The 16351-nt window shown below is 66.8% G+C and carries 17 protein-coding genes; 8 read left to right on the top strand and 9 right to left on the bottom strand.

Annotated elements, in window-relative coordinates:
• Positions 1-63: 63 nt before the first annotated feature.
• The 3 genes from NO876_RS03520 to NO876_RS03510 form a co-directional block, all read right to left on the bottom strand.
• The gene (locus NO876_RS03520) at positions 64-555 is read right to left on the bottom strand and encodes a DUF7332 family protein (RefSeq protein ID WP_256420300.1); all 492 of its coding nucleotides are present in this window, start codon (positions 553-555) and stop codon (positions 64-66) included.
• A 121-nt stretch (positions 556-676) separates the two neighbouring features.
• The gene (mgsA, locus tag NO876_RS03515; RefSeq protein WP_256420298.1) at positions 677-1075 is read right to left on the bottom strand and encodes a methylglyoxal synthase; all 399 of its coding nucleotides are present in this window, start codon (positions 1073-1075) and stop codon (positions 677-679) included.
• A gap of 97 nt (positions 1076-1172) precedes the next feature.
• Positions 1173-3089 (bottom strand): beta-CASP ribonuclease aCPSF1, encoded by a 1917-nt coding sequence (locus NO876_RS03510; RefSeq protein WP_256420297.1) that lies wholly within the window; start codon positions 3087-3089, stop codon positions 1173-1175.
• A 262-nt stretch (positions 3090-3351) separates the two neighbouring features.
• Between NO876_RS03510 and NO876_RS03505 the strand changes: the two genes are divergently transcribed.
• The 5 genes from NO876_RS03505 to NO876_RS03485 all read left to right on the top strand — a co-directional run bounded on the left by NO876_RS03505 (position 3352) and on the right by NO876_RS03485 (position 7616).
• Positions 3352-3843 carry a DUF7984 family protein gene (locus NO876_RS03505; RefSeq protein WP_256420296.1) on the top strand — a complete coding sequence of 164 codons (492 nt, stop codon included), beginning with the start codon at positions 3352-3354 and terminating at the stop codon, positions 3841-3843.
• A gap of 75 nt (positions 3844-3918) precedes the next feature.
• Positions 3919-5385 (top strand): proline--tRNA ligase, encoded by a 1467-nt coding sequence (gene proS / locus NO876_RS03500; RefSeq protein WP_256420295.1) that lies wholly within the window; start codon positions 3919-3921, stop codon positions 5383-5385.
• Positions 5386-5568: 183 nt separating this feature from the next.
• On the top strand, positions 5569-6384 hold the full coding sequence (gene dacZ, locus NO876_RS03495) for a diadenylate cyclase (RefSeq protein ID WP_256420294.1): 816 nt from the start codon (positions 5569-5571) through the stop codon (positions 6382-6384).
• The gene (locus NO876_RS03490; RefSeq protein WP_390278595.1) at positions 6384-7250 is read left to right on the top strand and encodes a mechanosensitive ion channel domain-containing protein; all 867 of its coding nucleotides are present in this window, start codon (positions 6384-6386) and stop codon (positions 7248-7250) included. The genes dacZ and NO876_RS03490 overlap by 1 nt, the downstream gene beginning before the upstream one ends.
• Positions 7251-7256: 6 nt before the next feature.
• Positions 7257-7616 (top strand): DUF7534 family protein, encoded by a 360-nt coding sequence (locus NO876_RS03485; protein WP_256420293.1) that lies wholly within the window; start codon positions 7257-7259, stop codon positions 7614-7616.
• 115 nt (positions 7617-7731) lie between these two features.
• Here NO876_RS03485 and NO876_RS03480 read toward each other — a convergent pair whose 3' ends face one another.
• Together NO876_RS03480 and purD are read right to left on the bottom strand one after the other, a co-directional pair.
• A complete protein-coding gene (locus tag NO876_RS03480) occupies positions 7732-8199 on the bottom strand; it encodes an acyltransferase (RefSeq protein ID WP_256420590.1) in 468 nt (155 codons plus the stop codon).
• A 247-nt stretch (positions 8200-8446) separates the two neighbouring features.
• On the bottom strand, positions 8447-9745 hold the full coding sequence (gene purD, locus NO876_RS03475; RefSeq protein ID WP_256420292.1) for a phosphoribosylamine--glycine ligase: 1299 nt from the start codon (positions 9743-9745) through the stop codon (positions 8447-8449).
• A gap of 163 nt (positions 9746-9908) precedes the next feature.
• Between purD and NO876_RS03470 the strand changes: the two genes are divergently transcribed.
• On the top strand, positions 9909-12203 hold the full coding sequence (locus tag NO876_RS03470) for a thioredoxin domain-containing protein (protein WP_256420291.1): 2295 nt from the start codon (positions 9909-9911) through the stop codon (positions 12201-12203).
• A gap of 18 nt (positions 12204-12221) precedes the next feature.
• Here NO876_RS03470 and NO876_RS03465 read toward each other — a convergent pair whose 3' ends face one another.
• Positions 12222-12632, bottom strand: a complete 411-nt coding sequence (locus NO876_RS03465) for an ArsR/SmtB family transcription factor (protein WP_256420290.1) — start codon at positions 12630-12632, stop codon at positions 12222-12224.
• 97 nt (positions 12633-12729) lie between these two features.
• Here NO876_RS03465 and NO876_RS03460 point away from each other — a divergent pair, with 97 nt between their 5' ends.
• Positions 12730-13347 carry a DUF7509 family protein gene (locus tag NO876_RS03460; RefSeq protein ID WP_256420289.1) on the top strand — a complete coding sequence of 206 codons (618 nt, stop codon included), beginning with the start codon at positions 12730-12732 and terminating at the stop codon, positions 13345-13347.
• 35 nt (positions 13348-13382) lie between these two features.
• Here NO876_RS03460 and NO876_RS03455 read toward each other — a convergent pair whose 3' ends face one another.
• Entirely contained in the window at positions 13383-13775 is a 393-nt protein-coding gene (locus NO876_RS03455; RefSeq protein WP_256420288.1) for a thioredoxin family protein, read from the bottom strand.
• 128 nt (positions 13776-13903) lie between these two features.
• Here NO876_RS03455 and NO876_RS03450 point away from each other — a divergent pair, with 128 nt between their 5' ends.
• Positions 13904-14911 carry a PLP-dependent cysteine synthase family protein gene (locus NO876_RS03450; RefSeq protein WP_256420287.1) on the top strand — a complete coding sequence of 336 codons (1008 nt, stop codon included), beginning with the start codon at positions 13904-13906 and terminating at the stop codon, positions 14909-14911.
• Between the two features lie 380 nt (positions 14912-15291).
• Here NO876_RS03450 and NO876_RS03445 read toward each other — a convergent pair whose 3' ends face one another.
• Entirely contained in the window at positions 15292-15825 is a 534-nt protein-coding gene (locus NO876_RS03445; RefSeq protein WP_256420285.1) for a GIY-YIG nuclease family protein, read from the bottom strand.
• A complete protein-coding gene (locus NO876_RS03440) occupies positions 15822-16250 on the bottom strand; it encodes a DCC1-like thiol-disulfide oxidoreductase family protein (RefSeq protein ID WP_256420283.1) in 429 nt (142 codons plus the stop codon). The genes NO876_RS03445 and NO876_RS03440 overlap by 4 nt, the downstream gene beginning before the upstream one ends.
• Positions 16251-16351: the final 101 nt, after the last annotated feature.

The raw sequence follows: 16351 nt of genomic DNA, 5'->3' as shown, positions 1-16351 counted from the left end.
CGGGAGTCTCGTATCGCGACGTCTTCAGCCGGATCCGGTCGGAATCAGCGAAGTCGGTCGGAATCAGCAGCCTCGGGTCTCGACCCCGGAGACGGGGCCGCCGGTCGGTTCGTACGTCGAGTCGTCGACGGAGTCGGAGAACATCGGCAGCGAGAACCGGTAGTCGAAGAGGATCACGAAGGAGTTCCAGACGGCTTCCGTCGACGCCTCCTCGGGAACCCCCTCGAAGAGGACGCCGGTCCGGAGTCCGATCACGTCGCTGTCGAGCGCGACGCCGCGGGCTTCCAGACCGAGCGCGCTCGGCGGCGACGGGTCCGTGAACAGCGAGGTGTGCACGGTCACGTTGATGTGCGGGTTGCCGTCGCCGACCGTGAGGTCGTGTCCGTCGGCGGGAAAGCAGCGCCGCTCGTCGGTTTCCGCGGCGGATCCGCTACCGTCGGTGTCGCCCGACTGCGCCGCCGCCGGCGGAACAGCGGCGACGGCGACGACGACCGAACAGACGAGGGCGACGACGAGGAGCCGGACGAAGACTGGCGTACCGCTGCGGCGTCCCATAACCGACCGTTTCGACGTCACCGGATTAAGTCCCGCGGCGAAATTCTCAACGCTGAGACTCTCGCTGTCCGTCCCCGTTCGGGATCTCACGGGACTCCGATCGGCCGTCGTCGATGAGTGTCTAGTGAGACTCCGGCCGATCTTCGCCGTCGAGGACGCGCACGAGTTCGTCGAGGACGGCGTCGGCGCTGGCGAGGTTCGTCGCCAGCGGGATCGAGTGGACGTCGCAGAGGCGAAGCAGGGCGCTGATGTCCGGTTCGTGTGGCTGCGCAGTCAGCGGATCCCGAAGGAAGATGACGCCGTCGCAGTTCCCGTCGGCGATCTCCGCGCCGATCTGCATGTCGCCGCCGAGCGGGCCGGACTGCTTCCGTTCGATGTCGAGGCCGGTCGACTCCCGCAGTCGCTTTCCGGTCGTCCCCGTCGCCATCAGGTCGAACCGTTCGAGGTCGTCGAGTCTGCTCCTCGTGAACTCGATGATGTCGGGCTTCTTCTCGTCGTGGGCGATCAGCGCGAGGCGCATACGGCTACTGTCGTCGCACTCGGGTAAGAAGCTTCGTCGGGGGTGAGAATGTCCGTCGGTGTCTCAATGGCGCACAAAAACGACGCGAGCGGCCGGATCAGCGGAACCGGAACGTCTCGAGGTTCTTCGGGGTGAACGTCCGGAGGTGGTACTCGTGGTACAGTCCGGACGAGAGGTCCTGGACGGCTCGTTCGTCGCCGTCGACACACAGGATCTTCTCGGGACGGGGGTTCATCGTCTTCACGAAGTTCTCGAGGCCCTGTCGGTCGGCGTGCCCGGAGAACCCGTCGAGCGTGTCCACGTCCATCGCCAGTTGCACCGTCTCCGAGCGCCCGACGCCGTCGTCGATTGGGACCTCCCTCAGACCGTTCTGGATGCGGCGGCCGAGCGTGCCCTGCGCCTGGTAGTCGACGAAGACGAGCCGCGAGTCGGGGTCGGGGCCGGCGTGGCGGAGCCAAGACGTGATCGGTCCGCTCGTGACCATCTCGGAGGGCGAGAGGACGATGGCGGGGTCACCCTCGGCGATCTCCCGGCGAACGTCGTCGCCCCCGTCGACCTGCGAGAACGCGTCCGCGAGGAACGGGTTCTCCTCCTCGCCGAAGATGCGGTCGCGGAGGTCCGAGCGGAGGTACTCGGGGTACGTCGTGTGGACCGCCGTCGCCTCCCAGATCATCCCGTCGAGGTGAACAGGCATCTCCGGGATCTCCCCCTCGCGCATCGCCTCTTCGAGAACGAGCATCAGTTCCTGTGAGCGGCCGACCGCGGAGGTCGGGACGACGACCGTTCCGCCGCGGTCGTGCGTCTCGTTGATCGCCTCGACCAGCTTTCGCTCCGAGTCCTCCTGGTCGGTCTGGTAGTCGTTTCGGCCGCCGTAGGTCGACTCCAGCACGAGCGTCTCGACGCGCGGGAAGTCGTTGACCGCGCCGTCGAACAGTCGCGTCTCCCCGTAGTGGATGTCGCCGGAGAAGGCCACGTTGTAGAGACCGTCGCCGATGTGGAAGTGCGCGATAGCCGATCCCAGGGCGTGTCCGGCGTTGTGGAGGGTCAACTTGACGTCGGGCGCGATGTCGGTGACGTCGCCGTACTCGATCGGGATGGCGTGTTTGATCGCCTCGCGGACCATCTCCGGGTCGTACGGGGGCGACCGTCCTTCCTTGCGCTCCACGTCGAGGTAATCGAGTTGGAGCAGCCCCATCAGGTCCCGCGTCGGTTCCGTCGTGTAGACCGGACCGTCGTATCCGTGCTTGTAGAGCAGGGGAATCAGCGCGGAGTGATCCAGGTGCGCGTGGGTGAGCACGACCGCATCGAGCGAGTTCGCACCGGCACCGAGTGCCTCCGGGATGTCCATATACGGCGACTCGCCGGTCCCCGGCTTCTCGCCGCAGTCGACCAGGATCCGCGTCTCGGCCGTCGAGAGGATGAACGACGAGCGTCCGACCTCCCGGCAGGAGCCGAGCATCGTGATCCGAACCCACTGTTCGTTGGCGAGTTCCTCTCGGTGGATCTGTCGACCGACGCGTTCGAGGATCTGTCGGCGGTCCTCGCGCTCCTGCTTGAGGAAGTCACGGACGTTCGACACCGTCGAGGATTCGATCGGCGGGGTTCGAACCACCTCGGGCGTCCAGCCGACCTCCCGGGTGATCTCTCGGAGGGTCGCGCCGTTGCGTCCGATCACCACCCCCGGCTTGTCGGCCTGAATGACGACCTCCCCGGTATCCTCGTGGAAGTCGAGATCGGTGACGCCCGCCTCTTCGGGGATCACTTCGCGGATCCGTTCTCTGGCCCGCTCGGGCGGCGACAGCGCCACGGGGTCCGGACGGACGGTGATTCGTTTGCGGAGCGTGCCCGCGAGGTCGCGAATCAGGTCCCCGTTCCGGGCGAACCGCTTCGGATCGCGCGTGTAGATGACCAGTTCCGGGCCCTCGTAGGTGACGTCCGACACCGAGATGTCGGCCGGCAACTCCGATTTGATCTCTGCTTTCAACTCCTCAAGTTGCGTGTCTACTGAACTCATAACTGAGAGCGTCCCGTCGTGATCGACGACGACAGCTGATTGGTCGGGGTACCCAGTCCTCCCAGCGGACCCGACAGGACGACCATTCCGTCGACGCGAGGGGACGGTGAGAGAGCATAGGGCGAACGTAGTGCGTAGTGAACGACTATGTCTGCGGTCCTGGCCGCTGAGAGGCAGGGAGAACCCGCTTGGAGCGAAGTAGTTCCGCCTGCGTATAAAAGCCTTCGCAAAGCCGAAACCCCGACGGCGCGTGAGCGTCCGTATGGAGGTCACTCCCGAACGCGTCGCGAGCGAGGCAGCGTGGGTCCAAGACCGGGCAGACGAGGTCGTTCCGATCATCAACGAGACGCGGACGCGACTGGGCGAGCTGTTCGAGACGGAGGTCGGCCCCGTGTCGACGGGGGCCTACCGCGAGGAGGTCGCGACGGTCTTTTCAGACGGCGACGTCGCCGTCAACGCGGCCGCGTACGTCGCGCTGCTCCGGGGCTTGGACGTCACCGGCGACTACCCCGGATTCGTCGTCGACGAGGTGCTCGGCCGGGAACTCGCGGCCACCATCGCCGGCGGGACGCCGCTGTCGCTGCTCGCGCAGGCGACGTTCCACTTCGCGGACGTGACGACGCACAGCGAGGGCGGTGCCGGCATCGACGACCTCGACGCGGCGCTGGCGGCGGGGTTTCAGACGCGGCTCCCCGGATGGAAGTGGCAGGAGACCGAAAGCCCGTTCGCGGTCGATCCCGACCGGACCCGCTGAGCGGTTCCCGGTGAGCCAACCGAGTACCGGGTCGCTTCAGGAGATTTAAGACCGCCCTGGGGCTCGAAACACGTAATGAGCGACGAGCAGGAACTCGGCATCACCGAGTCGAAGGAGTACAACACCGGCGAGTGGTACGCCGAGGTGGTCCAGAAGGCCAACCTCGCGAACTACGCGCCCGAGGGGATGAGCGGGTTCATCGTCACGCGACCCCGGGCGTACGAACTGTGGGAGCGCATCCAGGGCCATTTGGATTCCTTGTTCAAGGACACGGGCGTCCAGAACGCCTACTTTCCCCTTTTCATCCCGGAAAGCTACCTCGAACGCGAGAAGGACATCGTCGAGGGGTTCGACCCCGAGGTCGCGTGGGTCGAGACCGCGGGTAACCAGGAGTTAGAGGAGCGACTCGCCGTCCGGCCGACGTCGGAGTCGATCATCACGCCGTACATCTCCCAGTGGGTCCGCAGCCACCGCGACCTCCCGCTGCGAGTGAACCAGTGGGCCTCGGTCGTGCGTTGGGAGGCGACCGAGACGAAGCCGTTCTTCCGGACGAAGGAGTTCCTCTGGCAGGAGGGTCACACCGCCCACGCGACCCGCGAGGACGCGTGGGCGGAGACGATGCGTCGCCTCGACCAGTACGAGGCGACCTACGAGGACCTGCTCGCGATGCCCGTCCTGCGAGGCGCGAAGCCCGAACACGACAAGTTCCCCGGCGCGGACACGACGACGACCGTCGAGGCGCTGATGCCGGACGGCAAGTCCGTCCAGGGGGCGACCTCCCACTACCTCGGGACCTCGTTCGCGGAGGCGTTCGACATCACCTACACCGACGAGGACGAGGAGTCCCAGATCGCGCACACCACCTCCTGGGGGCTCTCCTGGCGCGCGATCGGCGCGCTCATTATGACGCACTCGGACGATCAGGGCCTCGTGTTGCCGCCGGCGATCGCCCCCGAACAGATCGTCGTGGTACCGATCTGGCAGGCCGACACGAAGGAGGAGGTCTTAGAATACGCCGAGGGCATCACCGAGGACCTCGAAGACGCGGGCGTCCGCGTCGAACTCGACGACCGCGACGAGCGCAACCCCGGCTTCAAGTTCAACGAGTGGGAGCTGAAGGGCGTCCCCGTCCGGATGGAGATCGGCCCCAACGAGGCCGACGACGGGACCGCCACGCTCGTACACCGCCCCGACGGCGAGTCGACGGAGGTCGACCGCGAGGACATCGCCGAGACCGTCGAGTCCCACTTCGACGAGGTGTACGCGAAACTGTACGCCGCCGCCGAGGAGAATCTCGCTCAGAACGTCCGTGAGGCCGACTCCCGCGCCGACATTCTGGGGACGATCGGCCAGCACGGCGGCTACGTGAAGGCGCCGTGGTGCGGCGACGAGGACTGCGAGACCGAGATCAAAGACCAGATCGCCGCCGAGATCGTGATGGTGCCCCTCGACGACGACGAGGCGGAGATCCACCACGACGACGACTGCGCGATCTGCGGCGACGCCGCCGTCGAAACCGCGTACTTCGCGAAATCCTACTGAGCGGCGGAAACCCCGGACGGCCGCCGTCGACACCGCGTCACCGTCACCGGGAATCGACGGGTGAACGATCCGCCGTGATCGCACCGAGCGCAGCGTCAGACGGTTGTCAGCCACCTGCAAGACAGATATCACCGGCGAGAACGTCCCACAACGCTTTACAGCGCCGAAAGTGTAGGGAAACCAATGTCGGCGTTATCGGACCTCCTGGGAGATGTCGTGTCGGACGTCGAGAGCGTGTTCCTGTTCTCCCCGAGCGGTTCCCACTACGAGCGGTTCGCCGACGCCGAACTCGACGAACAGGTCGTGGTCGTCGCTCCCGAGAACGACGTCGACGCCGAGACGTACGTCGAACTACCGCTGGAGTTCGACAACATCAGAGATCGGATCAAGTTCGGCGTCGAGGGAGCGCTCGAACAGGACCTCGTCGAGGAGGGGGACGTCGTCGCCTGCAGCGTCAGAATCTTCGAGGGCGACCCCGACGGCGTGGTTCGCGTGCGGGTCGAAGAGGCGATGCGCTCGGGGATCTACGACCTGTTCGCGAACTCGCGGGCGGACCCGAGCGTCATCCGCGACGTCTTCGAGGTCGCGATCGAACTCGGCAAGAAGGGACAGAAGGGCAAGCCCGTCGGCGCGCTGTTCGTCGTCGGCGACGCCGGGAAGGTGATGAACAAGTCCCGGCCGCTGTCGTACAACCCCTTCGAGAAGTCCCACGTCCACGTCGGCGACCCGATCGTGAACGTGATGCTCAAGGAGTTCTCCCGGCTGGACGGCGCGTTCGTCATCTCGGATTCGGGGAAACTCGTCAGCGCGTACCGCTATCTGGAACCCGCCGCGGAGGGCGTCGACATCCCGAAGGGACTCGGCGCGCGGCACATGGCGGGCGCGGCGATCACCCGCGACACGAACGCCACCGCGATCGTCCTCTCGGAGTCTGACGGTCTCGTCCGCGCGTTCAAAGGCGGACAGATCATCCTGGAGATCGATCCGGAGGAGTACTGATGACGGGAGCGGAGATCACGAGCGGAGCGCAACCGGCTCCGACCGGCGGCAGCGGCGCGACCTCGGTCACGCCGGCGCTACAGGTCGACATGGGTTGGTTCGCGGCGGTCTTCGATACGGTCCCGCGGTGGGTCTGGGCCGCACTGATCGTCGTCGTGGCGGGCATCGCCGCCGCCATCCTGCTCGGCACGCTCACGACTCGCCTGCTCGTTCGAATCGGAGTCCCAGAAGCGATCGAGGGGACCGCCTTCGAGCGGACCGCCCGGGAGTTCGACACCTCGACCGTCGAAGTGCTCGGAACGTTGGTCCGCTTTTTCGTGCTCGGCATCACCTTTCTCGCGGTACTCTCGGTCGCTCACGTCACGGTCGCGGCCAGTTTCTGGAGTCGGACCGTCGAGTTCCTCCCGCAACTGTTCTTCGCGATCATCATCCTCATCGTCGGTATCGTCGTCGGCGACAAGATCCAGATCGTCGTCGGAGAACGCCTCACCGGGATCAAACTCCCACAGATCGGCGTGTTTCCGAGACTCGCGAAGTTCACCGTCATCTACGTGGCCGTCCTGATCGCGCTCTCGCAACTGGGGGTCGCCACGCTGGCGCTCGTCGTGCTGCTGGCGGTCTATCTGTTCGCGCTCGTCTTCCTCTCGGCGATCGCGCTCTCGGACCTCCTGAAATCCGGGGCCGCGGGGTCGTATCTCCTCTTGAATCAGCCGTACGTGATCGGTGACGAGGTCGAGATCGGGGAGAAGCGCGGCATCGTCCAAGAGGTGAGCCTCTTCGTGACGCACATCGAGAACGACGGCGAGGAGTTCATCGTTCCCAACAGTACGGTCTTCGAGGACGGCGTCGTGCGCATCCGCGAGTGAGCGCCGATGCCGTTTTTCTCCCCGCTTCCGCCGTCGGTGTTGCTACAGGAGACCTCCGGAGGGGTCCCGCTCTACGTGCTCTTCGGGATCGGCTTCGTCGTCACGAGCCTCGTGGTGTCGGTGGCCGTGGTTCGATCCACCCTCCGGCGTCGGAGAGAGGGAGCGGCCCCTCAGAGCAAGCGTGAACGGGCGTTCCGTGCGGTCGCGGCCGCCCACGCGCTCGCAGCGGCGGGGGCGGTACTCGGACCGCCGGATCCCCTGACACAGCTCCGCTATCTCGCGGGCGGGCTCCTCGTCGCGTACCCGCTCGCGTACGTGTTCGTCTATCGTGAGGGGATCGAACGCCTCAGAGAGCGGCTCTCGTAGGTCACTGGGCGGATTACGGGCGGGGAGTCCCGTCGCCGTGACGTCCCCGCGACGTCACTCGTCTCCGAGGACGTTCACGCAGCCGTTATTCTCGTCGCCGGCGACACCCGCCGCCTCACTCGTCGCCGCCGCCGTCCTCCTCGCGACCCATCCGGCGGGCTGGCACGCCCGCGACGGTGGTGTTCGGCGGCACGTCGCGCGTCACGAGCGAGTTCGCCGCGACCTGCGCGCCCTCGCCGATGTGCACCCCGGGGAGGATCACCGCCTTCGCGCCGATCATCGCCCGCTCGCCGACGACGACCTCGCCGGTACGATACTCGTCCTGCAGAAACTCGTGACAGAGGATCACGGAGTCGTAGCCGACGACGGAGTGATCACCGAGCGTGATCAGTTCGGGCCAGAACACGTCGGGCGTCGCCTCCAGGCCCCAGGAGACGCCCTCTCCGACGGTGACGCCGAGTCGGCGTAACGCCCAGTTTCGGACCCGCAGCGAGGGGGCGACGCGGGCGATCCACACGAGGACGTAGTTGAGCGCGATCCGCCAGACGGGCTTCACGTCGGTCCAGTGCCGCAGGGAGTTCATCACGCCCGGCGTCGGATGGTGCTCGACGCGGCCGTGTCTGCGGTCCGAGTCGTCACCGCCTCGGTCGTCAGAGCCCTTCGGGTCTCGGTCGTCAGGCCCCTTCGAGTCTCGGTCGTCAGGCCCCTTCGAGTCTCGGTCGTCGGCGTCGTCGCTCACAACGGATCGTACGACGCGGGCTACCAAAAGGTTCGCTCGTCGGCAGTCTCACGCGGCGCGCCGGCAGCGGCGGCGCACTCGTTCATCCCTATCAGTTCCCGCGGAGTTCGTTCATGTGGTCGATCCGGCGCTGGACGAGGTCCGCCGTACCGACGTCGTGACGGACGCGGAGTCCGTCGCCCGCCGCGGCGAGGGCGTCTTCGGCCTGCTTCTCCGCCGCCTCGATCGAGTCGGCGACGCCGACGACGGCGAACGAGCGGGAGGTCGTGGTGTAGAGGCCGTCCTCACGCTCGTCGACGCTCGCGTAGAACAGGAGCGCCTCGCCGACGCTCTCCTCGTCGACGGTGATCTTCGCGCCGCTCCTCGGATCGGTCGGGTAGCCGTCGGGCACGGCGTACTTGCAGACGGTCGCCTTCCCGTCGAATTCGAGTCGCGGCAGCGCCTCGCCGTCGCGGGCGGCGGTCAGGACGTCGAGGAACGAGGTGTCGAGGACTGGAAGGGTGTTCGTCGCCTCGGGGTCGCCGAAGCGGGCGTTGAACTCGACGACCTTCGGGCCGTCGGCACCGAGCATGAACTGCCCGTAGAGGACGCCCTTGTACTCGGGGAGCGCCTCGACGGTCGCCTCCAGGATCTCGACGGCGTCGGCGTAGTCCTCGGGCGTCATAAACGGCAGTTCGGGGCCGGCGTCGCTGTAGCTTCCCATCCCACCGGTGTTCGGTCCCTCGTCGCCCTCGTAGGCGCGCTTGTGGTCCTGGACGGCCGGCGTCGGTCGGACGTCGCCGTTCGCGACGAACGCCTGGACGGTGAACTCCTCGCCGACGAGTCGCTCCTCGAGGACGACCCGGTCGTAGTCGTGCTCCCGGAGGTACGCCTTCGCCTCTTCGCGGTTCACCTGATCGCCGATGACCTTCACGCCCTTCCCGCCGGTGAGGCCGGCGGGCTTGACCGCGAGGTCGCCGCCGTACTCGTCGATGTACTCGCAGGCGGCCTCCATATCGTCGAAGACGGCGTAGTCCGGGCAGCCGGGGATCGACTCCGAGTGCATAAACTCCCGCTGGAACGCCTTGTCGGTCTCGATGCGGGCGGCCTCGGCGTCGGGGCCGAACGTGTAGACGCCGGACTCGTCGAGTGCGTCGGCGACGCCGGCTTCGAGAGCCGATTCGGGACCGATCACGGCGAGGTCGGCGTCGACCTCGATCGCGTACGCGACCACCTCCTCGACGGCCGTCTCCTCGATCGTCTCGAACCCCGCCGCGAGGGCCGTGATTCCGGGGTTTCGGTTGCTCGCACACGCGTATAGGTCGCACGCCGGGTCCTCGGACAGCGATCGCGCGATCGCGTGTTCGCGTCCGCCGCCGCCGACGAGGAGCACCGTCTCCGAGCTTGACATACCCGGAGGACATACGCACGGGAGTGTAAATGTTGCTCTTTTTCTATCCCTATGTGTGCACGTTCGTGCTATGCCTAGCGAGCGACAGCCGCCCCGGTCGAGCGGTCGATCACCGAGGCCACCGGGTCACACGGCTTTTCCCGCCGACTCCCCTACGGGGCGTATGGACGATCCCCTTTCGCGAAACCGCCTCGGCGAGGAGGAGAGCCCGTATCTCCGGCAGCACGCCGACAACCCGGTGCACTGGCAGCCGTGGGACGAGGCGGCGCTGACCGCCGCCCGGGCCACCGATCGACCGATCTTCCTCTCGATCGGCTACTCGGCGTGCCACTGGTGTCACGTGATGGCCGAGGAGAGTTTCGAGGACGAGGAGGTCGCGAGGGTCCTCAACGATTCCTTCGTCCCGATCAAGGTCGACCGCGAGGAGCGACCGGACCTCGATCGGGTGTACCAGACGATCTGTCAACTCGTCACCGGCGGCGGCGGGTGGCCGCTGTCGGTCTGGCTCACCCCGGAGGGGAAGCCGTTCTACGTCGGCACCTACTTCCCGAAGACCGAGAACCCCCAGCGCGGGAACGTCCCCGGGTTCCTGGACGTCTGTCGGTCCTTCGCCGAGTCGTGGCAGTCGGCGTCGAACCGCGAGGAGATGGAGAACCGGGCCGATCAGTGGACCGACGCGCTCCGTGACAACCTGGAGACGACGCCCGCGAGCGGGTCGGACGCTCCCGCCGGATCGTCCGCGCCGACCCACGAGAGCGGAGGCCGAGACGACGAGGACATCCTGGGCGACGCGGCGACATCGGCGCTCCGGGCGACCGACCGCGAACACGGCGGCTTCGGCTCCGGCGGGCCGAAGTTCCCCCAGCCGGGGCGGATCGAGGCGTTACTCCGATCGCACCGACGCACGGGCTCCGAGGAGGCGCTCTCGGCGGCGACGACCACGCTCGACGCGATGGCGGCCGGCGGCATCTACGATCACGTCGGCGGCGGGTTCCACCGCTACGCGACCGACCGGGAGTGGACGGTCCCGCACTTCGAGAAGATGCTGTACGACAACGCCGAACTCCCGCGGGTCTACCTCGCGGCGTACCAGCTCACCGGAAGAGAGACGTACGCGACGATCGCCCGCGAGACGTTCGACTTCCTCGACCGAGAGTTCAGACACGACGAGGGCGGCTTCTTCAGTACCCTCGACGCCCGCAGCGAGGGCGAGGAGGGCAAGTACTACGTCTGGACGCCCGACTCGGTCGACGACGCGATCGACGACGAGCGGACGGCCGACATCGCCAAAGAGCGATTCGGCGTGACCGAGGCGGGCAACTTCGAGGGCGAGACGGTCCTCACGGTGGACGCGTCGATTCCGGACCTCGCCGACGCGTACGATTGCGACGAGGGTGAGATCGTCGACCGGCTCGACGACGCCCGCGCGGCGCTGTTCGAGGCGCGCGAGGAGCGCGTCCGGCCCGCGCGCGACGAGAAGATCCTCGCGTCGTGGAACGGGCTCGCGGTTTCGAGTCTCGCCCGCGGCGGACTGGTGCTCGGCGACGACGCCTACACGGAGATGGCGGCTGACGCGCTCGCGTTCGTCCGCGAGCACCTGTGGGATAGCGAGAGGAAACGGCTCGCCCGTCGCTACAAGGACGGCGACGTGAAGGGCGAGGGTTACCTCGACGACTACGCGTTCCTCGCGCGCGGCGCGTTCGACCTGTACGGGACGACCGGCGACGTCGACCACCTCGCGTTCGCGCTGGATCTCGCCCGCGTCGTCGTCGACGAGTTCTACGACGTCGACGCCGGCACGCTGTATATGACGCCCGCCGAGGGCGAGTCGCTCGTCACCCGACCGCAGGAGCTCCAGGACCAGTCGACGCCGTCCAGCGCCGGCGTCGCGGCCTCGCTCCTGCTCGGTCTCGACGCGTTCGCCCCCGACGAGGGGTTCGGGGACGTCGCGGGCGCGGTGCTCGACACCCACGCGAACCGGATCCGCGGCGGACCGCTCGAACACGTATCGCTGGCACTCGCGGCCGACAGGCGCGCTCGCGGCGGGACCGAGGTCGTGATCGCCGCCGAGAGGTCCGACGGATCGGTTCCGCTTCCAGACTCGTTCCGGGAGTCGCTGGCGTCGACGTACCTCCCCGATTCGATCGTCTCGCCGCGACCGCCGACGGACGACGGGTTGACGGCGTGGATCGACCGCTTGGGAATCGACGGGGTTCCCGCAATCTGGAAGGGGCGAGAGATGCGCGACGGTGAGCCGACCGTCTACGTCTGTGAGGGCCGCACGTGCTCGCCGCCGACGCACTCGCTGTCGGAGGCGTTCGGATGGTTCGGAGATGGGGACGGCTCGACAGACGAATCAGTGGACGGCGACGACGTATCGGTTCCGGACGTCGGCGACGATGGATTCAGTGACGTCGGCGACGACGGGTCCGGTGACGTCGACAACGAGTCGAAGTGAACCGCCCGCGCAGAGAGATTACGACGACGAACTGTCGTACAGTTCGTCGAACGCCTGCTCGCCGCGGATCAGTTCGTCGACGCCCTCGGTGAGCGTGACTTCGCCGAAGACTGTCGCGCGGTAGTACGTGTACAGCCCGTCTTGCCCGCGTTCGGTCCGGGCGCGTTTCTCGACGAGGCCGGCGTCGACGAGTTTGTTGAGGTGGTAATGGAGCGTGCTGTCGTCGATGTCGATCGCTGCCTCGAGTTCTTTCGGGCTCATCTCCCCGCCGTGGACGAGCCGATAGACGATCTCGTATCGGGTTCTGTGCCCGACCGCAGCGTGCATTTCGAGGTACTCGTCGAGGGTGAGCACGCTGTCGTCGGGAAGTAGATCCGCGGGGTCGTCAGGGACGTTCCCGTTGACGACACGCGTGTGATCCGTCGACATCTCGGGTACTGATACGTCGACGGGACTCTTAGTCTTTGTCAAGCCAGGAAGTGCTGAAAATCATCCTTTTTATATATTGCGGCGCAATATGCGAACCGTGTCAACACAAATCACGCGAGACCTCGTAATCGAACGGCTCGGGGAGGTGACGTACGACCGGTTCCTGTTCTACCTGATGGGGCCGTACAAATCGTTCAACCTCGACTACGTTCTCAACGAGGAGGAGCGCAGGCGGATCGACGTGGCGGACCTGCCGGGGCCGCTCCGACGGCTGTTCCGGAGCAGAGACGAGATCGACGCGGCCCAGGCGCTCCTGCGTCGGGTGCAAGGCGCGCTTCGGGCCGATCCGGGGGTGAACGCCTTCCTTGCTATCGACGTTGACGTCGACACCGACGAGGTAGACGCGGCTACACAGAGCATCGAGTACGCGCGGTGCAGCAACGCGATCGCGTTCGTGCTGCCGTTTCTCGGACACAACTTCGGCGTCGGCGAGGAGGCAGGGAGCATTCTCGAACATCTCGACGAGACACATCGAGAGCGGATCGTCTTCGTCCACGAGGAGGATGTGACGAGCGCGATGATACGATCGGCCGCCGTCCGATGGGATCTCAGGATAGAAACGTACGAGACGGAGGCGGAACTCGTCGACCAACTCCGACGGTTCGCCGCCGGCATAATGCACCGCGAGCGCCGCGGCGATCTCGATCGCCTCTGATCGCCACCGCTTTCCCCGGCCCCAGCGGGTCGCTCTTACAGCCGTTCCGCGAGATACACCGCGATCGGCGCGCGCTCGTCCTCGACGTAGCGGGCGACCTCCTCGCCGTCGCGCTCGACGACGACCGTCGGGATCAGTTCGATGCCGTACTCCTCGACGAGCGCGCCCGTCTTGCTGCCGTCGTCTTCCTTCTCGACCGGGTAGTGGTGGATTCGTTCCTCCGGGACGTCCGCGGCGTCGAGGGCGGCACCGAAGTCGGGGAGCTGCCCGCGGCAGTCGCCGCACCAGTCGCCGCCCCAGACGCGGAAGACGAGGCCGTCCTCGGAGAGGGCCTCGACCGCTTCCTCGTAGGAGTCGGCGTCCCACGCGGGGTTCGGTCGCATCGTTTCGAGCGTTCCGGCTTCCGCTTCGGCGTCGGCTTCGGACATACGCGTTCGTACGACGGCCGAGGGCGTAAACCCCGCGGTGGCGGGCGGAGGAGCCACGCCCTGCCGGTACCGGCACCGCGTGGCCGCCGTCGTCACCGTCTTGTGCCCCAGCGACGAACGTCGAGTCGATGAACGCGAACGTCCTCGAGACGATCGGGTCGCCGCTGGTCCGCGTCGACTCGCCCGCGGGCGCGGAGATCGCCGCGAAGATCGAGTCGAAGAACCCCGGCGGATCCGCGAAGGACCGGCCGGCGCTCGCGATGGTCGAGCGCGCCGAGCGGGAGGGTTCGATCGAACCCGGTGACGCCCTGGTGGAGCCCACGAGCGGGAACACCGGGATCGGTCTCGCGGTCGTCGCGGCCGCGAAGGGATACGATCTCACGGTCGTGATGCCGGGGTCGAAGTCCCCCGAGCGCCGCCAGATAATGAAAGCCTACGGAGCCGATATCGAACTGGTCGACGGCGACATCTCGGCGGCGAAAGACCGTGCGGACGAGTTGGAGGAATCGGAGGGGATGGTCCAGCTCCGTCAGTTCGAGAACCCCGCGAATCCGGAGGCGCACTACCTGACCACGGGCGAGGAGATCCTCGATCAGATCGGCGACCGGAGCGTCGACGCCCTCGTCGCGGGCGTCGGGACCGGCGGGACGATCACGGGGATCGGCCGGCGGCTCCGCGAGGAGTTCCCCGAAATGGAGATCGTCGCGGTCGAGCCCGAGGACAACGCCGTCCTCTCCGGCGGAGAGCCCGGGATCGACGACTTCCAGGGAATGGGCCCGGGGTTCGTCAGTCCGAACCTCGACACCGACCTCCTCGACGACGTCGAGACCGTCACCATCGAGGACGCCGAGGCCGAGTGTCGGCGTCTCGCCCGCGAGGAGGGGATCCTCGTCGGCCAGTCCTCCGGTGCCTCGAACCTCGCGGCGAAGCGCGTCGCAGAACGACTCGCCGATCCGGACGCGGAGTGCCACGATCCCGATCCGGGGTACGTCATCGGTGCCGCGGACGGTTCCACGGAGACGGGAGAGACGGCGGCAGCCGACGCACTAGCGAGCGGAGCCGACGAGTGCCCGCTCGTGATTACGGTCTTCTGGGATAGCGGGGAACGATATATGTCGACGGGGATGTTCGAGTAGCTGTCCGGGTGTATCGAACGGTCTGGCATCCAAGACGCCTGCCATCCGGTGCGTCTAAGATCTTTCGGCGTGAATATAAACCCCTACTTAGGTTCTGACATTGCTGCAGGATATATCGCGTTGATACGACAGTCTATCTTTCATTTTCGTTCACACAAGTAGGTGATTATAAATATCAGGACGGCGAATTGTTTCCTGCCGGGGTGCCTCTGACAAACCGGCATACGGTGCGTCTCGACGCCGACTCACGCGATACGCGTGTCAGTCGGACAGTCGCCGAATCGGCGGCTAGGACGCAATTTCAGGGCCGTGTCTGCCTTGCCCGGACCGGCACGGCCCGTGATTTTCCGATCGGACCCTCGTTCTGCCGAAACCCGTATCTACGACCGTTTCACCGTTTCCGCGGCAGCGACGACCGCGTCACCGAGGGAATCGGTGTCGCTACCGCCGAGGAGATGCGTCCCGCACGTGCAATCGGAGGCTCCGAATCCTTCGAGCGGCGTGGGCACGATAGCGAAGCGACGGTCCACCGCGTCGGCGATCTCGATCGAGAGTCGGCACTCGACGTCCGCGCGGGGCACGACGACGACATCGTCGAGCGCCACGTCGGGGTGGCTGCCGAGATAATCGACGTGCCAGTGCTGGACGTCGTGCGCTCCCGCCGCGACGCGTCGGTGTCGATCCACGCGACCGAGTCCGTTCGACCCGAACGCGCTCCCCACGTACGCGTACGCCCCGGCCGGGAAGGTCGCAGTCCCGAGCGCGCCGACCGTGATCGTCGCCTCCGAATGCAGCGTGAAGAGGAGGACGTACGTCCCGGGCGGCGCGTCTCCGTCGCCGATCCCGAGCGCGTCGGTTCCGTCCCCTATGGCCTCGGGATCGACGACGCAGATTGCCTCGGAACCGCCGGTCACGCCAGCGCCTCCGGGCGCTCGACGGCCGCCGCGACCAACCGAGCGAACAGCGCGGCCGCGTCGTCGTCGAGCGGGTAGCTCTCGTGGTAGTCGTCCGGGTCGCGTCCCCGGCCGCTCGCGACGCCCACCGCGCGCGCGATCCGGTCGTAGTTGTCCCGCACGAGAGATCCCACGATCCCGGGAGTTCCGGCGCGATCGGCCAACTCCTCGGCGGCGGACCGACCGGCGTAGACCCGGCTCCGCCGCTCGTCGACGAGGAACATCGCGAACGGGACCTCGCCGAACTGCGCGTCGAGAAACGCCTGCGCGGCGTCGTCGTACCACGAGATCGCGCCGACGTCGTCGAGGCGTTCGAGCGCGCGCGCCGCGATCGAACAGTACGGACACTCGCCGTCGTAGACGAGCACCGCGTCGTACGTTTCCATAGGTGAACGAAAGAGCCGAGCGGGCAAAACCGTGCTGGCGGATCGTCCGAATTTCGCGTTGGACGGACGATTTCGCGTTGGACGGACGATTTCACGTTGGA

It is taken from the genome of Halobellus rarus, assembly GCF_024494595.1.
Lineage (GTDB): Archaea > Halobacteriota > Halobacteria > Halobacteriales > Haloferacaceae > Haloquadratum > Haloquadratum rarum.
This window is presented reverse-complemented; position numbering and strand designations above follow the sequence as displayed.

Excerpts from the sequence above, each read along its gene's own strand:
- NO876_RS03510 (WP_256420297.1), bottom strand. The coding sequence starts at position 3,089 with ATGAGTTCAGTAGACACGCAACTTGAGGAGTTGAAAGCAGAGATCAAA.
- proS (WP_256420295.1), top strand. The coding sequence starts at position 3,919 with ATGAGCGACGAGCAGGAACTCGGCATCACCGAGTCGAAGGAGTACAAC.
- dacZ (WP_256420294.1), top strand. The coding sequence starts at position 5,569 with ATGTCGGCGTTATCGGACCTCCTGGGAGATGTCGTGTCGGACGTCGAG.
- purD (WP_256420292.1), bottom strand. The coding sequence starts at position 9,745 with ATGTCAAGCTCGGAGACGGTGCTCCTCGTCGGCGGCGGCGGACGCGAA.
- NO876_RS03490 (WP_390278595.1), top strand. The coding sequence starts at position 6,384 with ATGACGGGAGCGGAGATCACGAGCGGAGCGCAACCGGCTCCGACCGGC.
- NO876_RS03455 (WP_256420288.1), bottom strand. The coding sequence starts at position 13,775 with ATGTCCGAAGCCGACGCCGAAGCGGAAGCCGGAACGCTCGAAACGATG.
- NO876_RS03450 (WP_256420287.1), top strand. The coding sequence starts at position 13,904 with ATGAACGCGAACGTCCTCGAGACGATCGGGTCGCCGCTGGTCCGCGTC.
- NO876_RS03470 (WP_256420291.1), top strand. The coding sequence starts at position 9,909 with ATGGACGATCCCCTTTCGCGAAACCGCCTCGGCGAGGAGGAGAGCCCG.
- mgsA (WP_256420298.1), bottom strand. The coding sequence starts at position 1,075 with ATGCGCCTCGCGCTGATCGCCCACGACGAGAAGAAGCCCGACATCATC.
- NO876_RS03465 (WP_256420290.1), bottom strand. The coding sequence starts at position 12,632 with ATGTCGACGGATCACACGCGTGTCGTCAACGGGAACGTCCCTGACGAC.
- NO876_RS03505 (WP_256420296.1), top strand. The coding sequence starts at position 3,352 with ATGGAGGTCACTCCCGAACGCGTCGCGAGCGAGGCAGCGTGGGTCCAA.
- NO876_RS03480 (WP_256420590.1), bottom strand. The coding sequence starts at position 8,199 with ATGAACTCCCTGCGGCACTGGACCGACGTGAAGCCCGTCTGGCGGATC.
- NO876_RS03520 (WP_256420300.1), bottom strand. The coding sequence starts at position 555 with ATGGGACGCCGCAGCGGTACGCCAGTCTTCGTCCGGCTCCTCGTCGTC.
- NO876_RS03485 (WP_256420293.1), top strand. The coding sequence starts at position 7,257 with ATGCCGTTTTTCTCCCCGCTTCCGCCGTCGGTGTTGCTACAGGAGACC.
- NO876_RS03440 (WP_256420283.1), bottom strand. The coding sequence starts at position 16,250 with ATGGAAACGTACGACGCGGTGCTCGTCTACGACGGCGAGTGTCCGTAC.